Here is a 19,229-nt window from a genome sequence, read left to right on the forward strand (position 1 = left end):
CGGTCTTGCGGGTGCGACGCGGCTTGGCCTCGGCCTCGGGCGCCTGGGGTGCCTCGGTGGTCTCCGGTGCGGCGACCGCCTTCTTGCGGGTGCGGCGGGGCTTGGCCTCGGTGGCTTCCGCGGTGTCCACGGCGGTCTCGGCGGCGGCCGCGGTCTTGCGGGTGCGACGCGGCTTGGCCTCGGCCTCGGGCGCCTGGGGTGCCTCGGTGGTCTCCGGTGCGGCGACCGCCTTCTTGCGGGTGCGGCGCGGTTTGGTCTCCGTGGCTTCCGCGGTGTCCACGGCGGCCTCGGCGACCGGTTCGGCGGCCTTGCGGGTCCGGCGGCGCGGCTTCGGCTCGACGGCCTCGACCACGGCCTCGGCCGCTGCCTCCACCGGGGCGGACTCGGCCACGGGCGCCTCGGCCACCGGTGCCTCGGCCACGGCGCTCTCGGCCGGCTGGGCGGCCTTCCGCGTGCGGCGACGGCGCGGCTTCTCCGGAGCGTCCAGGACGGCCGGGCCCTCAGCCGTGTCCACCGACTCGACGGCGGGCGACTCAACGGCGGGCGTCTCGACGGCGGGCGTCTCGACGGTCGCGGCGGCGGCCGTCACCGGCTCGGCCCCGTTCCCGCCGCGCGTGCGGCGACGGCGGCGCGGGGTGCGGGTGCCCGCGGTCTCCTCGGCGGTGCTGGACTCGGTGGCCGGCGCCGGGGCCGCGGCGGCGTCCGTCGGGGCCCCGCCGCGCGTGCGGCGACGGCGGCGCGGAGTGCGGGGTGCGCGCTCACGCTCGGCCGCGGGGGCGGCACCGGACTCGGCGCGGCCGCCACGGCCGCCCCGGCTCCGGCCGCGCGCTCCGCGGCCACCGGTCTCGCCCAGGTCCTCGAGCTCCTCCGCGTCGAGCCCGGCGCGGGTCCGCTCCGAACGCGGCAGTATGCCCTTCGTGCCCTCGGGGATGCCGAGGTCGGAGAACAGGTGCGGGGAGCTCGAGTACGTCTCCGCCGGGTCGTTGAAGTCCAGCTCCAGCGCCTTGTTGATGAGCTGCCAGCGCGGGATGTCGTCCCAGTCGACGAACGTGATCGCCGTACCCTTGGCGCCCGCGCGGCCGGTGCGGCCGATGCGGTGCAGGTACGTCTTCTCGTCCTCGGGGGACTGGTAGTTGATGACGTGGGTCACGCCCTCGACGTCGATGCCGCGCGCGGCGACGTCGGTGCAGACGAGGACGTCGACCTTGCCGTTGCGGAAGGCCCGCAGGGCCTGCTCGCGGGCGCCCTGGCCCAGGTCGCCGTGGACCGCGCCGGAGGCGAAGCCGCGCCGTTCGAGCTGCTCGGCGATGTCGGCGGCGGTGCGCTTGGTGCGGCAGAAGATCATCGCGAGCCCGCGGCCGTCGGCCTGCAGGATGCGGGCGGCCATCTCCGGCTTGTCCATCGAGTGCGCGCGGTAGACGAACTGCTTGATGTTCGCGACCGTCGCGCCCTCGTCGTCCGGCGAGGTGGCGCGGATGTGGGTCGGCTGCGACATGTAGCGGCGCGCGAGGCCGATGACCGCGCCCGGCATGGTCGCGGAGAACAGCATGGTCTGGCGCCTGGCCGGAAGCATGTTGATGATCTTCTCGACGTCGGGCAGGAAGCCCAGGTCGAGCATCTCGTCGGCCTCGTCGAGGACCAGGCTCTTGATGTGGTTCAGGTTCAGCTTCTTCTGGCCCGCCAGGTCCAGGAGCCGGCCCGGGGTGCCGACGACCACGTCGACGCCCTTCTTCAGGGCCTCGACCTGGGGCTCGTAGGCCCGGCCGCCGTAGATCGCGAGGACGCGCACGTTGCGCACCTTGCCCGCGGTCAGGAGGTCGTTGGTGACCTGCTGGCACAGCTCGCGCGTCGGGACGACGACGAGCGCCTGCGGGGCGTCGGTCAGGGCCTCGGGGGCGGCGCGTCCGGCCTCCACGTCGGCGGGGACCGTCACGCGCTCCAGGAGCGGGAGGCCGAAGCCCAGCGTCTTGCCGGTGCCGGTCTTGGCCTGGCCGATGACGTCCGTGCCGGAAAGGGCGACGGGGAGCGTCATCTCCTGGATGGGGAAGGGGGTGACGATGCCGACGGCCTCCAGGGCCTCGGCCGTCTCGGGAAGGATTCCGAGGTCTCGAAACGTCGTAGTCAGGGTGCTGCCTCTTCTGTGTGGCGCGGCGCGAGGCGAGCGCGGGGGTCTTTGACGGACCGTGCCGGGGACGTCGGCTGCCATACGGGCGAACCACTCGGGCCAGCCGTAAAGCACGGGACCTCTGCCGACGCTCTAGCGCTCGTACCGCTGAGGGTGTCCCTCCGGTCGACGTACGTAAGAGCCGTACGGCCGGGGAGGGCTGTCGGGTCGGAGCCGATCGGGCCACCGACCGGGCATCCTCATGCGTGCGGCCTGTCGGGACGCGTCGAACATCGTCGACGCACTCTGCCAGGCGCATTACCACCATACCCCGGATTCGCGCACATGCGATGGCCGATTTGCTCACGTAGTCGTGGTCACACCGGTTGGCCGGGGGCTTCCGGGGCAGGCGGAGCGGACTATTGTGCGCCTCATGACTAGCTCTGACAAGCCTGAGAACGCGCCCGCCGCCGATGCCGGACCCACCGGCGTCGCCGCCCAGGACTGGGCCCGGGCCTCCGCCGACCCGCAGTACCGCGCCGCGGTCGTGGACCTGCTCGGAGCGCTCGCGTACGGCGAGCTCGCGGCGTTCGAGCGGCTCGCGGAGGACGCCAAGCTGGCGCCGACGCTCGCGGACAAGGCGGAGCTGGCCAAGATGGCCTCGGCCGAGTTCCACCACTTCGAGCGGCTGCGCGACCGGCTGACCGAGATCGGCGAGGAGCCGACCGCCGCGATGGAGCCGTTCGTCGCGGCCCTGGACGGCTTCCACAAGCAGACGGCGCCCTCGGACTGGCTGGAGGGCCTGGTCAAGGCTTACGTCGGCGACTCGATCGCCAGCGACTTCTACCGGGAGGTCGCGGCCCGCCTGGACTCCGACTCGCGCGAGCTGGTCCTGGCCGTCCTCGACGACACCGGGCACGCCGAGTTCGCGGTGGAGAAGGTGCGTGCGGCGATCGACGCGGACCCGCGCGTGGGCGGACGGCTGGCGCTGTGGGCGCGGCGGCTGATGGGCGAGGCGCTGTCGCAGTCGCAGCGCGTGGTCGCCGACCGCGACGCGCTGTCCACGATGCTCGTGGGCGGCGTGGCCGACGGGTTCGACCTCGCCGAGGTGGGCCGGATGTTCTCCCGCATCACCGAGGCGCACACCAAGCGGATGGCCGCGCTGGGCCTCGCGGCCTGAGACCGGGCCCCGGCGTTCGGGGGGGGCGCCGCGCGCCCCCTTGCCGGCGCAGCTCGCTACGCCGGGATCGATCGTCGGCGCAGCCGGCGGCCGGCCGGGCGGAGCAGCAGGGACAGGGAGGCCGCCGAGACGACCGCGGCGCCCAGCAGGCTCAGCAGGGCGGTGCCGGGACCGAGTGCGCTGTGGGTGACGAAGTCACCGAAGAGGGCGCCGGCGACGCCCGTCGCGAAGACCAGGGCGGGGGCGGGCAGGCGGTGTGCCAGCCGCTGGGTCGCCGCCCAGGCGAGGAGCAGGCCGACCAATGCGGATCCGAGTGCTTCCAGGATCATGTCGGGGGTCCCTCCCACGGCCGGCCGGTGCTTCGCGGTCGTAGCCCGTCCTACCCGTGACCTGCGCAGTGCAACCCTCCTCCGTGAACGACATGTGCGCCATCTGTGCGCGGTCACCACGGCCGCCACGGCGGCCCGGCCCCCACGGCGGCCCAGCCCCGCCGCGGCCCGGACCTGACTGCGGCCCGGACCTGACTGCGGCACGAGCACTTCGGCGCCTCCGGCACCGGAAAGACGGAAGGGACCCGGCGGCACAGTGCCGCCGGGCCCCTTCCGCTGAACAGGACCTACAGAGTGCCGAAGCCGACCTTGCGGACGGTCGGCTCGCCGATCTCCACGTACGCCAGACGGTCCGCCGGCACCAGGATCTTGCGACCCTTCTCATCCTCGAGGCTGAGCAGCGGCGTCTTTCCGGCCAGGGCCTCGGCCACCACGCGCTCGACCTCGGCGACGCTCTGACCGCTCTCCAGAACGATCTCGCGGGGCGCGTGCTGCACGCCGATCTTGACCTCCACGGCTATGTCCCTCCGACGGTCAGTGCTGTGCGCGATCTTCCGCGCCGTACCAGCACACATTAGCCCGGTGAGGGGACGTACACGCTGCGGGCCGGAACGCCATCAGCGAACACCGCGGGGGAACAGATGACCGTCAGTGGTGATCGAGGCCGTGCAGCGGGAAGCCGGCGATGCCCCGCCAGGCCAGCGAGGTCAGCAGCTGCACCGCCTGGTCGCGCGGCACGCTGCGGTCGCTGTGCAGCCAGGAGCGCGCCACGACCTGGGCGAGACCGCCGAGGCCGGAGGCGAGCAGCATCGACTCCGCGCGCGAGAGACCGGTGTCCTCGGCGATGACGTCGCAGATGGCCTCGGCGCAGTCGTTGGTGACCTTGTCGACGCGCTCGCGCACCGCGGGCTCGTTCGTCAGGTCGGACTCGAACACCAGGCGGAAGGCGCCGCCGTCGTCCTCCACGTAGGCGAAGTAGGCGTCCATGGTGGCCCGGACGCGCTGCTTGTTGTCGGTCGTCGAGGCGAGCGCGTTGCGCACCGACTGGATCAGCGCCTCGCAGTGCTGGTCCAGCAGCGCGAGGTAGAGGTCCAGCTTGCCGGGGAAGTGCTGGTAGAGCACCGGCTTGCTGACGCCCGCCCGCTCGGCGATGTCGTCCATCGCCGCGGCGTGATAGCCCTGCGCGACGAAGACCTCCTGGGCGGCGCCCAGCAACTGGTTCCGTCGGGCTCGGCGTGGCAGCCGTGTGCCACGTGGGCGTGCCGCCTCAGTCTGCTCGATGGCTGTCACGCCGCCTCCCAAAGTCGTCCACGTGCGGTGTAGGCCGCGCGGCCATCGTACTTTTCGGTAACCGTGCTGTGCGCGGTGCGAGCGCAGAATTTCACGTACCGGACGGCGATGAAAGCGGTTGACGCCCCCCTGGCGCGGCCGAACGGGTACCGCCCGGTCGCCTCCGGGGTCAGCGGTAGTCGTCCTCGTCGAGGGAGACCACCCGCCGCTGCTCGACGAGATCGGCCTCGCTTCCGCGGGCCGGGTCCACGTCCGTCAAAGGGTCGTCGCGCTCCGGGGTGACGTCCGTGTGCTGCTCGGCGGAGTCCCCCTCGGGGGCCTCGACGTCGACCTCCGGGGCGCTGTCGTCCTCCCGGTCCTCGATCGCGTCGGGCTCGATGGGGTCCTCGATGGATTCGTGGGTCATGGTGGGCTCCCTTCCTACGAACGTCCCTGGATCCGGCAGGGGCCACATGCGGGTGCCCTCTCTATGAGCCTAGGAGACACCCGATCCCGGTGCCATGCCGTGAACGCCCGCCTTGCCGTGTGGTTGAGCGGCTCCCGCGGTGCGGCCGCCCCGTCCGCCCCGTCCGGTCCCCGCCGGGGTCCCGAACCTGTGTCCGTGACGCACCGGTGCAATCTGTGACGGCGAACACATGAGCCGCTATGTGATCGTCTCGTAACATTGCCGCATGTCTTCGACCGAGTCGCCGTCCGTACCGGCCGCAAGTGTCCTTCCCAGGGTCGCGCCCGTCCGGGTCGGAGAGGGCGAGCGGCTGAGGTCGGTGGGGCTGCCGGGGGTCACCCTGTCGCTGCGTTCGCGGCCGCCCGCGCGCGAGGGGCTGCCGCCCGCGTTCTTCGTCCACGGCCTCGGCGGTTCCTCGCAGAACTGGTCGTCGCTGATGGCGGAACTGGACGGCGTGGTCGACGGCGAGGCGGTGGACCTGCCCGGCTTCGGCGACTCCCCGCCGCCGGACGACGGTGACTACTCCGTCACCGGGCACGCGCGCGCGGTCATCCGCTGCCTGGACGCCGCCGGCCGCGGCCCGGTGCACCTCTTCGGCAACTCCCTCGGCGGCGCGGTCGCCACGCGCGTGGCCGCCGTCCGGCCGGATCTCGTCCGCACGCTCACCCTCGTCTCGCCCGCCCTGCCGGAGCTGCGGATCCAGCGGACCGCGGTGCCGACGGGGCTGCTGGGCGTCCCCGGGGTCGCCCGGCTGTTCACCCGGCTCACCCGGGAGTGGACCGCCGAGCAGCGGGTGCGCGGGGTCATGGCGCTCTGCTACGGCGACCCGGGACGTGTGTCCGCCGAGGCGTTCGGCCACGCGGTGGAGGAGCTGGAGCGCCGGCAGCAACTCCCTTACTTCTGGGACGCGATGGCGCGCTCCGCGCGCGGTATCGTCAACGCCTACACCCTGGGCGGACAGCACGGGCTGTGGCGGCAGGCCGAGCGTGTGCTCGCCCCCACCCTCCTGATCTACGGTGGCCGCGACCAACTGGTCGGCTTCCGCATGGCCCGCAAGGCCGCCCGCTCCTTCCGCGACTCGCGTCTGCTGTCGCTGCCGGAGGCGGGGCACGTCGCGATGATGGAGTACCCGGAGACGGTGGCGGGGGCCTTCCGGGAACTCCTCGCGCAGGCCGGGAGACCGGCCGCCGACACGGACACGGAGAGCTGAGGGCTGGTGGGACGCCACAGTCGCCGCGGAGCGGCCCCCAGGGCCGGCTCCGCGGACACAAAGGCACAGGGAGAGGCACGGGGCGCGGCCCCCGGGGCCGGGCGCGAGGTCCGGCTCCCCGGCCAGCGACAGGCCCCGGCGGGCGGCCCGAACGCCCCGGGGACGGCACCGCGCCCGGCGCCGGGTGTGCCCGGTTTCCCGCCCGGCACGCCCGCGCGAGGTGTGCCGGGCTTCCCGGACGGCACGCCCGCCCACGGGGTGCCGCGCCTGCCGGACGGCACGCCCGCGCGAGGTGTGCCGCGCCTTCCGCAGGGCAATCCGCTCCATGTGACACCCAGGCTTCCGGACGGCACTCCCGCACGAGGCGTGCCCGGGCTTCCGGACGGCACGCCGGCCCGTGGCGTTCCGCGACTCCCCGACGGCACGCCCGCGCGAGGGGTGCCGCGGGTCGGTGGCGGCGCCTCCCGGACCCGTGGCGGGCATCCCGAGCAGCGTGAGGCCGGGGGCGGCTGGGGCGAGTTCAAGGGGGCGGCCGGCGGCGCCAGGACGGCTCCCGGCGGCCCCGGTGCGCCCGGGGGAGAGCCGGCGGCTCCCGGTGCCGCGCGGGGCGCGGGCGGCCCCGGCACGGCCCTTCCGCGGCAGCGGCGGCGGCAGGCCGGTCCCCGGCAGGACTACCTGGACGCCTTCGACGAGGACCTCGACGTCTTCGAGCCCGGCGCCGGCCGCCGCGCCGAACCAGGCGGCGGACAGCGGCCGTACGACCCCAAGACGGACACGGCCGCCGCCGGAGCCGGTTCCGGACCGGGCGGCGACGGGGCCGGGGCCACTGTGCCCGCGCCGCGCTCCGGAGGCCGGAGCCGGGCCTTCACCGGTATAGCGGCCGCCGCCGTGACCACCGCTCTGGCGATCGTCGTCGCCGGACAGGTCGCCGACGGACACGACGGCAGCGGCGTCCAGGCCCGGTCCGCCACTGGCCGGGCGGGCGACGCACCGGCCCCCGGCGGCACCGCGCCCTCCGCCGCGCCGAGCGTGGCGGCGCTGACGTACGACCAGAAGATGGCCCGGACGTACCGGCTCGGCGCCGAGCTGAAGGGCTCCGGGAAGTTCGACGCGGTTCCCGGCCTCGACAGGGCGCCCGGCAAGGGGCAGAAGTACACGTACCGCGTGGACGTCGAGCAGGGACTCGGTCTGGACGGCGCGCTGTTCGCCGAGGCCGTGCAGAAGACGCTGAACGACGACCGCAGTTGGGCCCACGACGGCGCCCGTACCTTCGAGCGGATCTCCTCCGGCAAGCCGGACTTCGTGATCACGCTCGCCAGCCCGGGCACCACCGCCGAGTGGTGCGCCAAGTCCGGCCTGGACACCACGGAGGACAACGTCTCCTGCGACTCCGCGTCCACCGAGCGCGTGATGATCAACGCCTACCGGTGGGCGCAGGGCAGCGAGACATACGGGGACAAAATTCATGAATACCGGCAGATGCTGATCAATCACGAAGTGGGTCACCGGCTCGGACACGGTCATGTGACCTGCGACAAGGACGGCGAACTCGCCCCGGTCATGCAGCAGCAGACCAAGTTCCTCGACCACGACGGAATCCACTGCCGTCCCAACCCCTGGCCGTATCCCAGGAGTTGACGGACGGCGCTTGTGTCACATTGACATGAGTCGCATGTTCGTTCATATTTCTCAGCATGTGGTCCCGTCATACCGTCTCTCGCAGCGCCGCCATCGAGCTGGCGCTGTTCGGTGTGACCGCGCTCTGCGTGGCCGACATCCACTGTCGCTGACGCCGCCTCCCTGGCGTTCGCGTCGCGACTTCTCTCCCCTTTCTCATCCGTGACCGTGTCACGGACGTTCACGACGACCCGACGCCGGGGCCGACGTCTGTCCGCAGTCGTCTCACTCCTCGTCCATCTGTCTCACTTTTCGAGAAATTCTCGATCAGCCCCGAGAGGTCGTCATTCCGATGCGTCAACCGTCCGTCATAGCGCGCCGCGTGGCAGCGGCATCCGTCAGCCTGGTCGTGGCAGCGGGCGCCGCCGCCTGCGGCCCGAAGGACAACGATGCCAAGGGCTCAGCCGGCGACTCCGCGCCGCACAGGGGCGGCACCCTCACGGTGCTGAACTCCAACCCGCAGGCGGACTTCGACCCCGCCCGCCTGTACACCTCCGGCGGCGGCAACGTCCCCTCGCTCGTCTTCCGCACCCTCACCACCCGCAACCGCGAGAACGGCGCGGCCGGCGCCGAGGTCGTCCCCGACCTCGCCACCGACACCGGGCGCCCCAGCAAGGACGCGACCGTGTGGACGTACACCCTGCGCAAGGGCCTCAAGTACGAGGACGGCACCCCGATCACGTCCGCCGACGTCAAGTACGGCATCGAGCGCTCCTTCGCGCCCGAACTGTCGGGCGGCGCGCCCTACCTGCGGGACTGGCTGGTCGGTGCCGCCGACTACCAGGGTCCCTACAAGGACAAGAAGGGGCTGTCGGCGATCGGGACGCCGGACGAGCGGACCATCGTCTTCCATCTGAACAAGCCCGAGGGCGAGTTCCCCTACCTGGCCACCCAGACCCAGTTCACGCCCGTGCCCAAGGCCAAGGACACGGGCACGAAGTACGAGGAGCACCCGGTCTCGTCCGGCCCCTACAAGGTCGTCAGCAACGAGAACGACGGCGAGCACCTCGTCCTGAAGCGCAACACGTACTGGTCCGCGGCCGTCGACGCCGAGCGCAAGGCCTACCCGGACACCATCGACGTCCGCTCCGGCCTCGACTCCTCCGTGATCAACCAGCGGCTGTCCGCGTCCCAGGGAGCGGACGCCGCCGCGGTCACCACGGACACCAACCTCGGTCCGGCCGAACTCGCCAAGGTGACCGGTGACAAGGAGCTGGCCGCGCGCGTGGGCACCGGCCACTTCGGCTACACGGACTACATCGCCTTCAACCCGAAGGTGAAGCCGTTCGACGACCCCAAGATCCGGCAGGCGATCTCCTACGCCGTCGACCGGTCCTCGGTGGTCAACGCGGCCGGCGGCAGCGCGCTCGCCGAGCCCGCCACCACCTTCCTGCCCGACCAGAAGTCCTTCGGCTACACGCCCCACGACCCGTTCCCGGCGGGCAGGTCCGGCAACGCGGCCAAGGCCAGGGAACTGCTGGCTCAGGCCGGCCACAAGAACGGCCTCACCGTCACGCTGACCCACTCCAACAGCAAGGACCTCGAGACCAGCCCCGAGATCGCGACCGCGGTCCAGGACGCCCTCAAGAAGGCCGGCATCACGGTCAGGCTGCAGGGCCTGGAGGAGAACGACTACGCGGACAAGATCCACAGCGTGAAGACCGAGCCGGGCTTCTTCCTCGCCCACTGGGGTGCCGACTGGCCCTCCGGCGGCCCCTTCCTCGCCCCGATCTTCGACGGCCGGCAGATCGTCAAGGACGGCGCGAACTTCAACACGGGCCTGCTCGACGACAAGTCGGTCAATGACGAGATCGACGCGATCAACAAGCTGACCGACCTCGACGCGGCCGCCGAGCGGTGGGGCGCGCTGGACAAGAAGATCGGCGAGAAGGCCCTCGTGGTGCCGCTGTTCCACCCGGTCTACAAGCGCCTGTACGGCGAGGACGTCCGGAACATCGTCATCAGCGACTGGACCGGCGTTCTCGACATCTCCCAGGTCGCGGTGAAGTAAAGCCGTGAGCGAGGCACTTGTCGCCACCCAGGCCCCCGGGACGGACACCGTCGTCCCGGGGGCCTCGGGGGCCCGTCAGTTCTGGCGGCGGCTGCGGGCGCAGCGCGCCGCCCTGGTCGCCGCGGCCGTCGTCGCGCTGCTCCTCCTGGTCGCGCTCGCCGCGCCGCTGCTCACCGCCCTGGAGGGCCAGGACCCCACCACCTACCACCCGTCCCTGATCGACTCCGCGCGCGGGGGCGTGCCCATCGGCTCGTTCGGCGGCGCCGGCGGCGGCCACTGGCTGGGCGTCGAGCCGCAGACCGGGCGCGACCTGTTCGCCCGGCTGGTGTACGGGGCGCGGGTGTCGCTGGGGGTCGCGCTGGCCGCGACCGCGATCCAGGTGACCCTCGGCGTGCTGATCGGGATCGCCTCGGCGCTCGGCAGCAGGCTCATCGATCAACTGCTGAGCCGGATCACGGACATCATCATCGCCCTGCCGCTGATGATCATGGCGCTGGCGCTGCTCGCCATCGTTCCCACGAGCTTCCCCCGGCCCGTCCTGGTCACCTTCGTGATCGGCCTGATCGCCTGGGGCAACATCGCCAAGATCACGCGCGCGCAGACGCTCACCCTCAAGGGGCTCGACCATGTGGCCGCCGCGCGGCTCAGCGGCTGGGGCACCTGGCGGATCGCCCGTCGTGAGCTGCTGCCCGGGCTCGCCGCACCCGTCATCACCTACGCGGCCCTGCTCGTCCCCATCAACATCTCGGTCGAGGCGGCCCTGTCGTTCCTCGGTGTGGGCGTCAAACCGCCCACGCCCTCCTGGGGACAGATGCTCACCGCCGCCGATGTCTGGTACCAGGCGGCGCCGCAGTACCTGCTGCTGCCCGCCGGCGCCCTCTTCGTCACCGTCGTCGCGCTGACCGTCCTCGGCGACGGGGTGCGCACCGCCCTGGACCCGCGCGCGGCCTCCCGGCTGCGCGTCGGCACCGGTGCCAAGGGCGAGGGCAGGGCGGCCGTGACCGGCCCGGGCGACGGAGCGGCCACCGGGCCCGGCAAGGAGGAGAGCGCATGAACGGGTTCGGCGGTTTCGTGCTGCGCCGCACCGTCGGTGCCCTGGTCACCCTGCTCGCCATCTCGGTGATCATCTACGTCGTCTTCTACGTCACCCCCGGCAACGTCGCGCAGATCAGCTGCGGTCCGCGCTGCTCGCCGGCCCAGGTCCACCAGGTCGCCCAGCAGCTCCACCTGGACGACCCCCTGTACCTGCGCTACTGGCACTTCCTGCAAGGCGTCCTCGTCGGCCAGGACTACTCGACCGGCACCTCGGGGGCGCACTGCCCGGCGCCCTGCCTCGGGCTCTCCTACCAGAGCGACCGGCAGGTCACCGACATCATCCTGACCAAGCTCCCGGTCAGCCTGTCGCTGGTGTCCGGCGCGATGGTGATCTGGCTGGTCCTCGGCGTCGGCACCGGGGTGCTCTCCGCCTGGCGCCGCGGCCGGTTCACCGAGCGGGCGCTGACCGCGGTCACCCTCGCGGGCACGGCCACGCCCGTCTTCGTCATCGGTCTGGTGCTGATGATCGTGGTCTGCGGGGAGCTGCGGCTGCTGCCGTTCCCGCAGTACGTGAAGTTCACCGACGATCCCGAGCAGTGGGCGTGGAACCTGCTGCTGCCCTGGCTGTCGCTCGCTCTCATCGAGGCCGCCGCGTTCGCCCGGCTGACCCGGGCGGCCATGCTGGAGACGCTCGCCGAGGACCACGTACGGACGTTCCGCGCCTACGGCGTCTCCGAACGCTCGGTCGTCGGGCGGCACGCCCTGCGCGGGGCGCTCGCGCCGGTCATCGCGCTCAACGCCAACAACTTCGGCGGAGCGGTCGGCGGGGCCGTCCTCACCGAGACCCTCTTCGGTCTCCCCGGCATCGGGCAGGAACTGGTCCACGCGGTCAAGGTGGTGGACCTGCCGGTCGTCGTCGGCATGGTCCTGGTCATCGGCTTCTTCGTGGTCATCGCCAACGCCGTCGCGGACGTCCTGTACGCGGTGGCCGACCGACGGGTGGTACTCGCATGAGCCTGGTCGAAGTCACGGACCTGACCGTGGAGTTCGGGTCCCTGCGGGCCGTGGACGGACTCTCCTTCCGGCTGGCGCGGGGCGAGGCACTCGCACTGGTCGGCGAGTCCGGTTCCGGCAAGTCCACGGTCGCCGGCGCCCTGCTGGGCCTGCACCGGGGCACCGGGGCGCGGGTCGGCGGCTCGGTCCGCGTCGCGGGCACCGACGTGCGGCAGGCCTCGGACGAGGAGCTGCGCGCGCTGCGCGGCGCCAGGGCGGCCATGGTCTTCCAGGACCCGCTGTCCTCGCTCGACCCGTACTACGCGATCGGCGACCAGATCGCCGAGGTGCACCGCGTGCACACGCGCGTGTCGCGCCGCGCCGCACGCGCGCGTGCCGTCGAGGTACTGGACCGGGTCGGCATCCCGGACGCGGGGCGGCGGTCCCGTTCCCGCCCGCACGAGTTCAGCGGCGGCATGCGCCAGCGCGCACTGATCGCCATGGCGCTCGCCTGCGAACCGGACCTGCTGATCGCCGACGAGCCCACCACGGCCCTGGACGTCACCGTCCAGGCCCAGATCCTCGATCTCCTGCACACGCTGCGCGAGGAGACCGGCATGGGCCTGCTGCTCGTCACCCACGACGTCGGGGTCGCCGCCGAGAGCGTCGACGAGGTGCTCGTCATGCGGCACGGCAGGGCCGTCGAACACGGCCCGGTCGGCACGGTCCTGGCGTCACCCGGGCAGGCGTACACCCGCGAACTGCTCGACGCCGTCCCGCGCGTGGACGCGCCGCGGGCCGCCGCGCGGGCGTCCGGGGAGACCGTGCTGGAGGCCACCGGCCTGCGGCGCGAGTTCGGGCGCGGCAGGAGCGCGTTCGCGGCCGTGGACGACGTCTCGCTGACCGTCCGCCGGGGCGAGACCCTGGGCGTGGTGGGGGAGAGCGGCAGCGGCAAGACGACGCTGGGCCGCATGCTGGTCGGGCTGCTGGAGCCGACCGCCGGCGGGATCCGCTACGCGGGACGCCCGCACACCGGCGTGGACCCGGCCGTCCAGATGGTCTTCCAGGACCCGGTCTCCTCCCTGAACCCCCGCCGCAGCGTGGGCGAGTCCGTCGCGGACCCGCTCCGCGCGCGCGGCGAGCGGGACGAGCGGCGCATCCGGGCCCGGGTGGGCGAACTGCTGGAGCGCGTGGGGCTGGAGGCGGCGCACTACGGCCGCTACCCGCACGAGTTCAGCGGCGGCCAGCGTCAGCGCGTGGGCATCGCCCGGGCGCTCGCCGCCGACCCGCGCGTCATCGTCCTGGACGAGCCGGTCTCCGCGCTCGACGTCACCACCCAGGCCCAGGTGGTCGCGCTGCTCGGCGAGCTGCAGCGGGAACTCGGCCTCGCGCTCGTGTTCATCGCGCACGACCTCGCCGTGGTCCGCCAGGTCAGCGACCGGGTCGCGGTCATGCGCCGGGGACGGATCGTGGAGTCCGGTCCCGTGGACGAGGTCTACGACGCCCCGCGCGAGCCGTACACGAAGCAGCTCCTGGCCGCCGTGCCCGCGCTCGATCCGCAGCTCGCGGCCCGACGGCGGGCGGCCCGGCGGGAGTTGGCCGCGGCGTAACGTTTCACGCACGGACGATCACCTTCCGCAGTCTTAGCGCGACAGAACGCGACGCGCACCCGAAAGTCACGACCGTTCACCCCTTTTGGTGGCGCGACGGACAACCGTCCGTCGCGCCACCGCTCTGTCCGCATACGTTCGTCCCGCTGCGAGCCGCCGGGACGAAGGCGGCTTCCCACCACGGAGATCGGGGGTGCACACGTGCGCATCGGACTGCTTACGGAGGGTGGCTACCCGTATGTGGGCGGTGACGCCGGGCTCTGGTGCGACCGGCTCGTGCGCGGGCTCGCCCAGCACGAGTTCGACGTCTACGCGCTCAGCCGCGGCCGGCAGCAGGAGGACGCGGGCCGGGTCCCGCTGCCACCGCAGGTCGACCGGGTGCGCACCGCTCCGCTGTGGAGGGCCGAGGGCGACGGGGTCGCCTACGGCCGGCGCGCGCGCCGGCGCTTCACCGAGTACTACGGCGAACTGGTCGAGGCCCTGAGCGGCGGACCCGGCGCCGCCTCCGGAACCGGGCCCGCCCAGCAGGCGGACCGTTTCGGCAACGCGCTGTACGGCCTCGGCGAACTCGCCCGTGACGAGGGCGGACTGGTCGGCGCCCTCCGCTCCGACACCGCCCTGCGCACCCTGGAGCGCGCCTGCCGCGCCCCCGGCGCGCCGCGCACGGCGCGCGAGGCGCGCGTGGCCGATCTGCTCACGGTCACCGCCCACCTCGAACGCGCCCTGCGCCCCCTCTCCCTGGACTGGTACGGCGCCGACTGCCTCGGCGCCGCCGACCTCTGCCACGCCACCGCCGGCGGCACCGCCGCCCTGCCCGGACTGCTCGCCCGGCACCTGTGCGACGTGCCCCTGCTGGTGACCGAGTACGGCGTGCAGCTCCGCTCGCACTACCTGGCCCTCGGCCCCGACGCCGCCGCCCCCGCCGTACGCGCGCTGCTCGCCGCCTTCCACGGCCTGCTCGCCGCCGAGGTCTACCGGCGCGCCACCCTGCTCACCCCCGGGAACGCGCACGCCCGCCGCTGGCAGGAACGGTGCGGCGCCGAGCGCGCCCGGATCCGCACCGTGCACCCCGGCATGGACGCCTCCCCGTTCACCGAGGTCGGCGAGTCCCCGGACCGCGCCGATCCGCACACGCTCGGCTGGGTGGGGCGCGTCGAACCGGCCAAGGACCTCGTGTCCCTGCTGCACGCCTTCGCCGAGGTCCGGAAAGAGGAGCCGAAGGCCCGGCTGCGGATCGTCGGCACGCCCGTGGGCCCCGAGGGCGAGGCCTACCTGGGCCACTGCCGGGTGCTCGCCGCCCAGCTCTTCCCGGACGAGGCGGAGGGCGTGCACGCGGTCGGCGACAACCCGGTCTCCTTCGAGGAGATCGGCGACCCCGAGGTGCCGGCCCTGCCCGACGCCTACGCGGGCGCCGCCGTCGTCATCCTCTCCAGCGTCGTGGAGGGCTTCCCCAACACCCTGGTGGAGGCCATGTTCAGCGGCCGCGCCACGGTGTCCACCGACGTGGGCGCCGTGGTGGAGGTGATCGGCGGGACCGGCCTCGTCGTACCGCCGCGCAACCCCCGGGCGCTCGCCGAGGCGTGCGTCGCGCTGCTGCGCGACCCCGAGCGCCGTGAGCGCCTCGGTGCCGCCGCACGCGCCCGCGCACTGGAGCTGTTCACCGTCGAGCAGAACATCGAGGCGTTCGACGGCATCTACCTGGAGATCGTCTCGCACTGCCCGGTGCGCCGCGTCGTCCTCGACGAGGACGGCGATCCGCTGCCGTTCGCCGCCCCGGCCGAGACCCATGTGCCCGTCCACTGGACCGGACCCATGGCCCGGGAACGCGTCCGGGAGGCGTCCGGCCGGCCACCGGGCGACCCGGTCCGCGCGACCTCCGGAGCGGTATCGGAGGGGACGCTGTGAGCGGCACGGAAGGCGGCGCCCCGAGAGGTTCCGGCCGGGCGGAGGGCGCAGGCGGTGACCGGGACGTCATGCGGGAGTCGCGCGGCGGGCCGGGCGGCCCGGGCCGGTCGAACGGAACGGACGCGCCGCGCGGTACGGACTCCCTGAGCGGTGCGGACCCGCTCGACGTCATGGACCGGCCGGGCGGATCCGACCGGCCCGGGATGCCGGCCGGTGGCACGGCCTGGGACGAGCGGTCGCGGGAATGGCTCACCGGCGCCGTGGCGCACCCCGGACCGGCCGCCCGGAGCCGCCCGGACGCCGGCGCCGCCGGCTCCGCGTCCCCGGCCCGGACGGGCGCGGACGCCACGCCCGCCGGAACCCGTACGACCCCGTTCCGGCGCGGCACCGCCGACCCCGTCAAAACTCTGCTGCACCGTCACCGGGAACTGTGCGAGCGGGCCGTGGACCCGCTGGAGATCGCGGCCGGACTGGAGGCGCACGGCGTCACCGACCGGACCGCCGCCCGGTTCCGCCACCGCGACGTCTTCTCGCTCGCCGAGGAGCTGTACGCGCGCGTGCCCCGCGACGGCGCACCGCACCCCCGTCCCGAACCAGGCCGGGGACCCCGCGTCCGGGCCGGCTGGGTCCTGCTGACCCTCCTGCCCGGAGCGTGCGCCGCGACCACCCTGACCGGACTGCGCCTCACCCAGGGCCAGTTCCGCCCGCTGGTGGCCGGCGTCGGCCTCCTCGCCCTCGCCGTCGTGACACGCGCCGCCCTGCGCCGCGGCCCGCTCGCCGCGGTGCGCGGCCCGGTCCCGTGGCGCACGGCTGTCGGCCTTCGCGCCTGGACCCTCTGGCTGCTCGGCTACGCCCTGCTCGGCGACGGACTCCTGCAGGCCGTCGTCGCGGGCGGCCCCGACGCCCCGCCCACCGGCGCTCCCGACGGCCCCTGGCCCATGACCGCCGCACCCGCGCTGGCACTCACCCTGGCCTGCGCCCCGGCCGCCTGGTGCGCCCACCTCCTCGCCGCCGGAGCCCGCCGCCGCCTCGCCGGCAGCCGGGGACTGGAGGACTTCACCAGCGCCGCCCGGCCGCTGCTGACCGGTGTCCTCGGCCTGTTCCTCGGCGCCCTCACCGGCCTGCTCGCCCTGTGCGGCACGGCTCTGCACGAGAGCGCGGCCTATCCGCGGGGTCTCGCCCTGGGCGCCCTCCTGCTGCTCGCCCGCCTCCTCGTCGCGCACCGCCGGCGGCACGCGGCCGTGCTCGCCCTGGGAGCCGCCGCGTTCACCGAGGCGGCGGCGCTCGCCCTGCTGCTGGCCGCCCGGCTGCCCGGCTGCGCCTTCCTCGCCGTGCCCGTCCAGTTCCCCGTGGACTCCTGGGGCCCGGCCGCCGTGCCGACGCTCGCCTGCGGCGCCGCGGCGCTCGCCCTGCTGGTCCACGCGTTGCGCACCCTGACCCGGGCCTCGGCCCACGCCCCGGCGGGAGCACCCGAGTGAGGCTTCCGCCACCGGCCCCGGCCGCGTCCGCCCCCACTCGCGCCGAGCGCGCGGCGACCGGCCACGGCCACGGCGTCCGGCCCCCCACCGCGGGCCACCGCATCACCCCTTCGAAGGAGAAGACCAGATGACCACCTCCCGACACGGAGCGCCCGGAGCGTCCGGAGCCTTGGGAGCCGCCGGAGCGCACACCCCGGGAGCTGCCCGATGAGGGTCCTGCTGATCGGAGCCAACGGATACATCGGCCGCTTCGTCGCCGACCGTCTGCTCGCCGACCCGGCCGTCCAGCTCACCGCGCTCGGCCGCGGCGACGACGCCGACGTCCGCTTCGACCTCGCCTCGGGCAGTCCCGGAGCGCTCACCCGCTTCCTGGACGCGGTCCACCCCGGCGTGGTCGTCAACTGCGCCGGGGCCACCCGGGGCGGCGCCCGAGACCTCGTCCGGCACAACACCGTCGCCGTCGCCACCGTCTGCGAGGCCCTGCGCCGCAGCGGCTGCGGAGCCCGGCTGGTGCAGGTCGGCTGCGGCTCCGAGTACGGCCCCAGCCAGCCCGGCTCCTCCACGGCCGAGGACGCCGTGCCCCGCCCCGGGGGCCCGTACGGCGTCAGCAAGCTCGCCGCCACCGAACTGGTCCTCGGCTCCGGCCTCGACGCCGTCGTGCTCCGCGTCTTCTCGCCCGCCGGACCCGGTACGCCGGCCGGCTCCCCGCTCGGCCGGCTCGCCGAGGCCATGCGCCGCGCCATGCAGTCCGGCGACGGTGAACTCAAGCTCGGCGGACTTGGCGTCCAGCGCGACTTCATCGACGTCCGCGACGTCGCACGCGCCGTGCACGCCGCCTCCCTCTCCGCCGCGCAGGGAGTCATCAACATCGGTTCCGGCCGCGCCGTCCGCCTGCGTGACGCCGCCGCCGTCCTCGCCCGGGTCGCCGGATACGGCGGCGCCCTGCACGAACTCGACGCGCCCCCCGGACCGCTGCGCAGCGCCATCGGCCACCCCCGCGCCGACTCCGAGCACGCGGCCCCGGTCGCCTACCCGTACCCGGACGGCTGCGGCAGCTGGCAGCAGGCCGACGTGCGCACCGCCCGCGACCGGCTCGGCTGGCGCCCCCGCATCAACCTCGAGGAATCCCTCGCCGACATCTGGATGGAGGCGGCATGCCGCATCTGACCAGCACCACAGCGAGCACCACCGGCACCGGCGTCCGTACCGGCCTCGGCATCCCCGGCTACGCCCATCCGCTGGTCGCCCCGGCCCAGTGGGCCGAACTCGCCCGCCCCGGCACGCCCCTCGACTGGGTGGTGCTCAACGTGGCCGCCGGGCCCGGCAGCCGTCCCGACCCGCACTGCCTGGAAGCCGCGGGCCGGCTGCGCAACGGAGGCGTGCGGGTCCTCGGCCACCTGGACCTCGCCCACGGCGTCCGCCCGTTCGGCGACCTGCTCTCCGACGCCCACCGCCACCTGGAGTGGTACCGCGTCGACGGCTTCCTGCTCGACCGGTGCCCCACCGAGCGCGGCGCGCTGCCCGAGGTCCGACGGGTCATCACCACCCTGCGGGCGATCAGTGACACCGCTCACGTCGTCCTGGGCCACGGCAGCCACCCGCACCCCGGTTACGCCGAGAACGCCGACCAGTTGGTGACGTTCTCGGGCGCCTGGTCCGACTACCGCTTCTCGCAGGCCGCCGAGTGGACCGCCGACTATCCGCCCGAGCGTTTCTGCCACTTCGTCCACGGCGTGCCGCGCGGCCACCTGGAGGAGGCGCTGCGCATCGCCCGCTGGCAGGGCGCGGGCACGATCTACCTCACCGACCGCACCGACCGCGGCGGCCGGGACGACCCCTGGGAGACGATGCCCGGCTACTGGGACGAAATCGTCTCGCGGATCGGAACAGGTGTCTCGGAATGAAGAAGCCCGTGGCAGTGTTACAGGGAGAACAACCGTAGTGATCGACCGACCAACGGAG

Annotated in this window: 17 protein-coding genes; 12 read left to right on the top strand and 5 right to left on the bottom strand. The window is 73.8% G+C overall.

Annotated features, from left to right (window positions below):
• Nucleotides 1-2,032, bottom strand: a 2,032-nt coding sequence (locus ACWCPN_RS14385; RefSeq protein ID WP_451205475.1) for a DEAD/DEAH box helicase, incomplete at its 3' end; no start/stop codon positions are given.
• Nucleotides 2,033-2,537: 505 nt separating this feature from the next.
• Between ACWCPN_RS14385 and ACWCPN_RS14390 the strand changes: the two genes are divergently transcribed.
• A complete protein-coding gene (locus ACWCPN_RS14390; RefSeq protein ID WP_365120020.1) occupies nt 2,538-3,284 on the top strand; it encodes a ferritin-like fold-containing protein in 747 nt (248 codons plus the stop codon).
• Nucleotides 3,285-3,340: 56 nt separating this feature from the next.
• On the opposite strand, the gene ACWCPN_RS14395 is transcribed toward ACWCPN_RS14390, so the two are convergent.
• From ACWCPN_RS14395 to ACWCPN_RS14410, 4 genes are all read right to left on the bottom strand, one after another.
• Nucleotides 3,341-3,613, bottom strand: coding sequence for a hypothetical protein (locus ACWCPN_RS14395; RefSeq protein ID WP_351662479.1), 273 nt, complete (start codon nt 3,611-3,613; stop codon nt 3,341-3,343).
• Nucleotides 3,614-3,900: 287 nt separating this feature from the next.
• Complete coding sequence (locus tag ACWCPN_RS14400; protein ID WP_199211899.1) at nt 3,901-4,128, bottom strand: DUF3107 domain-containing protein; 228 nt, start codon at nt 4,126-4,128, stop codon at nt 3,901-3,903.
• Between the two features lie 133 nt (nt 4,129-4,261).
• On the bottom strand, nt 4,262-4,903 hold the full coding sequence (locus ACWCPN_RS14405) for a TetR/AcrR family transcriptional regulator (protein WP_199211900.1): 642 nt from the start codon (nt 4,901-4,903) through the stop codon (nt 4,262-4,264).
• Between the two features lie 169 nt (nt 4,904-5,072).
• Entirely contained in the window at nt 5,073-5,309 is a 237-nt protein-coding gene (locus ACWCPN_RS14410; RefSeq protein ID WP_451205480.1) for a hypothetical protein, read from the bottom strand.
• A 265-nt stretch (nt 5,310-5,574) separates the two neighbouring features.
• On the opposite strand from ACWCPN_RS14410, the gene ACWCPN_RS14415 reads away from it, so the two are divergent.
• The 11 genes from ACWCPN_RS14415 (at nt 5,575) to ACWCPN_RS14465 (ending at nt 19,171) form a co-directional block, all read left to right on the top strand.
• On the top strand, nt 5,575-6,558 hold the full coding sequence (locus ACWCPN_RS14415; protein ID WP_199211902.1) for an alpha/beta fold hydrolase: 984 nt from the start codon (nt 5,575-5,577) through the stop codon (nt 6,556-6,558).
• A 6-nt stretch (nt 6,559-6,564) separates the two neighbouring features.
• Complete coding sequence (locus ACWCPN_RS14420; RefSeq protein ID WP_451205483.1) at nt 6,565-8,196, top strand: DUF3152 domain-containing protein; 1,632 nt, start codon at nt 6,565-6,567, stop codon at nt 8,194-8,196.
• A 56-nt stretch (nt 8,197-8,252) separates the two neighbouring features.
• Nucleotides 8,253-8,348, top strand: a complete 96-nt coding sequence (locus tag ACWCPN_RS14425) for an Ms4533A family Cys-rich leader peptide (RefSeq protein WP_351662488.1) — start codon at nt 8,253-8,255, stop codon at nt 8,346-8,348.
• A 179-nt stretch (nt 8,349-8,527) separates the two neighbouring features.
• Nucleotides 8,528-10,246, top strand: coding sequence for an ABC transporter substrate-binding protein (locus ACWCPN_RS14430; RefSeq protein ID WP_451205485.1), 1,719 nt, complete (start codon nt 8,528-8,530; stop codon nt 10,244-10,246).
• Nucleotides 10,247-10,250: 4 nt separating this feature from the next.
• On the top strand, nt 10,251-11,300 hold the full coding sequence (locus tag ACWCPN_RS14435; RefSeq protein ID WP_451205487.1) for an ABC transporter permease: 1,050 nt from the start codon (nt 10,251-10,253) through the stop codon (nt 11,298-11,300).
• Nucleotides 11,297-12,295 carry an ABC transporter permease gene (locus tag ACWCPN_RS14440; RefSeq protein ID WP_451205490.1) on the top strand — a complete coding sequence of 333 codons (999 nt, stop codon included), beginning with the start codon at nt 11,297-11,299 and terminating at the stop codon, nt 12,293-12,295. The genes ACWCPN_RS14435 and ACWCPN_RS14440 overlap by 4 nt, the downstream gene beginning before the upstream one ends.
• Nucleotides 12,292-13,884 (top strand): dipeptide ABC transporter ATP-binding protein, encoded by a 1,593-nt coding sequence (locus tag ACWCPN_RS14445; protein WP_451205493.1) that lies wholly within the window; start codon nt 12,292-12,294, stop codon nt 13,882-13,884. The genes ACWCPN_RS14440 and ACWCPN_RS14445 overlap by 4 nt, the downstream gene beginning before the upstream one ends.
• Nucleotides 13,885-14,085: 201 nt before the next feature.
• Complete coding sequence (locus ACWCPN_RS14450; RefSeq protein ID WP_451205496.1) at nt 14,086-15,789, top strand: DUF3492 domain-containing protein; 1,704 nt, start codon at nt 14,086-14,088, stop codon at nt 15,787-15,789.
• Between the two features lie 170 nt (nt 15,790-15,959).
• Nucleotides 15,960-17,267 (top strand): hypothetical protein, encoded by a 1,308-nt coding sequence (locus ACWCPN_RS14455; RefSeq protein WP_451206035.1) that lies wholly within the window; start codon nt 15,960-15,962, stop codon nt 17,265-17,267.
• Between the two features lie 207 nt (nt 17,268-17,474).
• Nucleotides 17,475-18,434: an NAD-dependent epimerase/dehydratase family protein gene (locus ACWCPN_RS14460; RefSeq protein WP_199211905.1), complete on the top strand. Its 960-nt coding sequence runs from the start codon at nt 17,475-17,477 to the stop codon at nt 18,432-18,434.
• Nucleotides 18,422-19,171, top strand: a complete 750-nt coding sequence (locus ACWCPN_RS14465; RefSeq protein WP_451205500.1) for a spherulation-specific family 4 protein — start codon at nt 18,422-18,424, stop codon at nt 19,169-19,171. The genes ACWCPN_RS14460 and ACWCPN_RS14465 overlap by 13 nt, the downstream gene beginning before the upstream one ends.
• Nucleotides 19,172-19,229 lie beyond the last annotated feature (58 nt).

Source organism: Streptomyces sp. NPDC002386 (genome assembly GCF_053593175.1).

Coding starts and splice junctions, on each gene's coding strand:
- ACWCPN_RS14390 (WP_365120020.1), top strand. CDS start 2,538: ATGACTAGCTCTGACAAGCCTGAGAACGCGCCCGCCGCCGATGCCGGA.
- ACWCPN_RS14395 (WP_351662479.1), bottom strand. CDS start 3,613: ATGATCCTGGAAGCACTCGGATCCGCATTGGTCGGCCTGCTCCTCGCC.
- ACWCPN_RS14410 (WP_451205480.1), bottom strand. CDS start 5,309: ATGACCCACGAATCCATCGAGGACCCCATCGAGCCCGACGCGATCGAG.
- ACWCPN_RS14415 (WP_199211902.1), top strand. CDS start 5,575: ATGTCTTCGACCGAGTCGCCGTCCGTACCGGCCGCAAGTGTCCTTCCC.
- ACWCPN_RS14425 (WP_351662488.1), top strand. CDS start 8,253: ATGTGGTCCCGTCATACCGTCTCTCGCAGCGCCGCCATCGAGCTGGCG.
- ACWCPN_RS14430 (WP_451205485.1), top strand. CDS start 8,528: ATGCGTCAACCGTCCGTCATAGCGCGCCGCGTGGCAGCGGCATCCGTC.
- ACWCPN_RS14440 (WP_451205490.1), top strand. CDS start 11,297: ATGAACGGGTTCGGCGGTTTCGTGCTGCGCCGCACCGTCGGTGCCCTG.
- ACWCPN_RS14445 (WP_451205493.1), top strand. CDS start 12,292: ATGAGCCTGGTCGAAGTCACGGACCTGACCGTGGAGTTCGGGTCCCTG.
- ACWCPN_RS14455 (WP_451206035.1), top strand. CDS start 15,960: ATGGACCGGCCGGGCGGATCCGACCGGCCCGGGATGCCGGCCGGTGGC.
- ACWCPN_RS14460 (WP_199211905.1), top strand. CDS start 17,475: ATGAGGGTCCTGCTGATCGGAGCCAACGGATACATCGGCCGCTTCGTC.
- ACWCPN_RS14465 (WP_451205500.1), top strand. CDS start 18,422: ATGCCGCATCTGACCAGCACCACAGCGAGCACCACCGGCACCGGCGTC.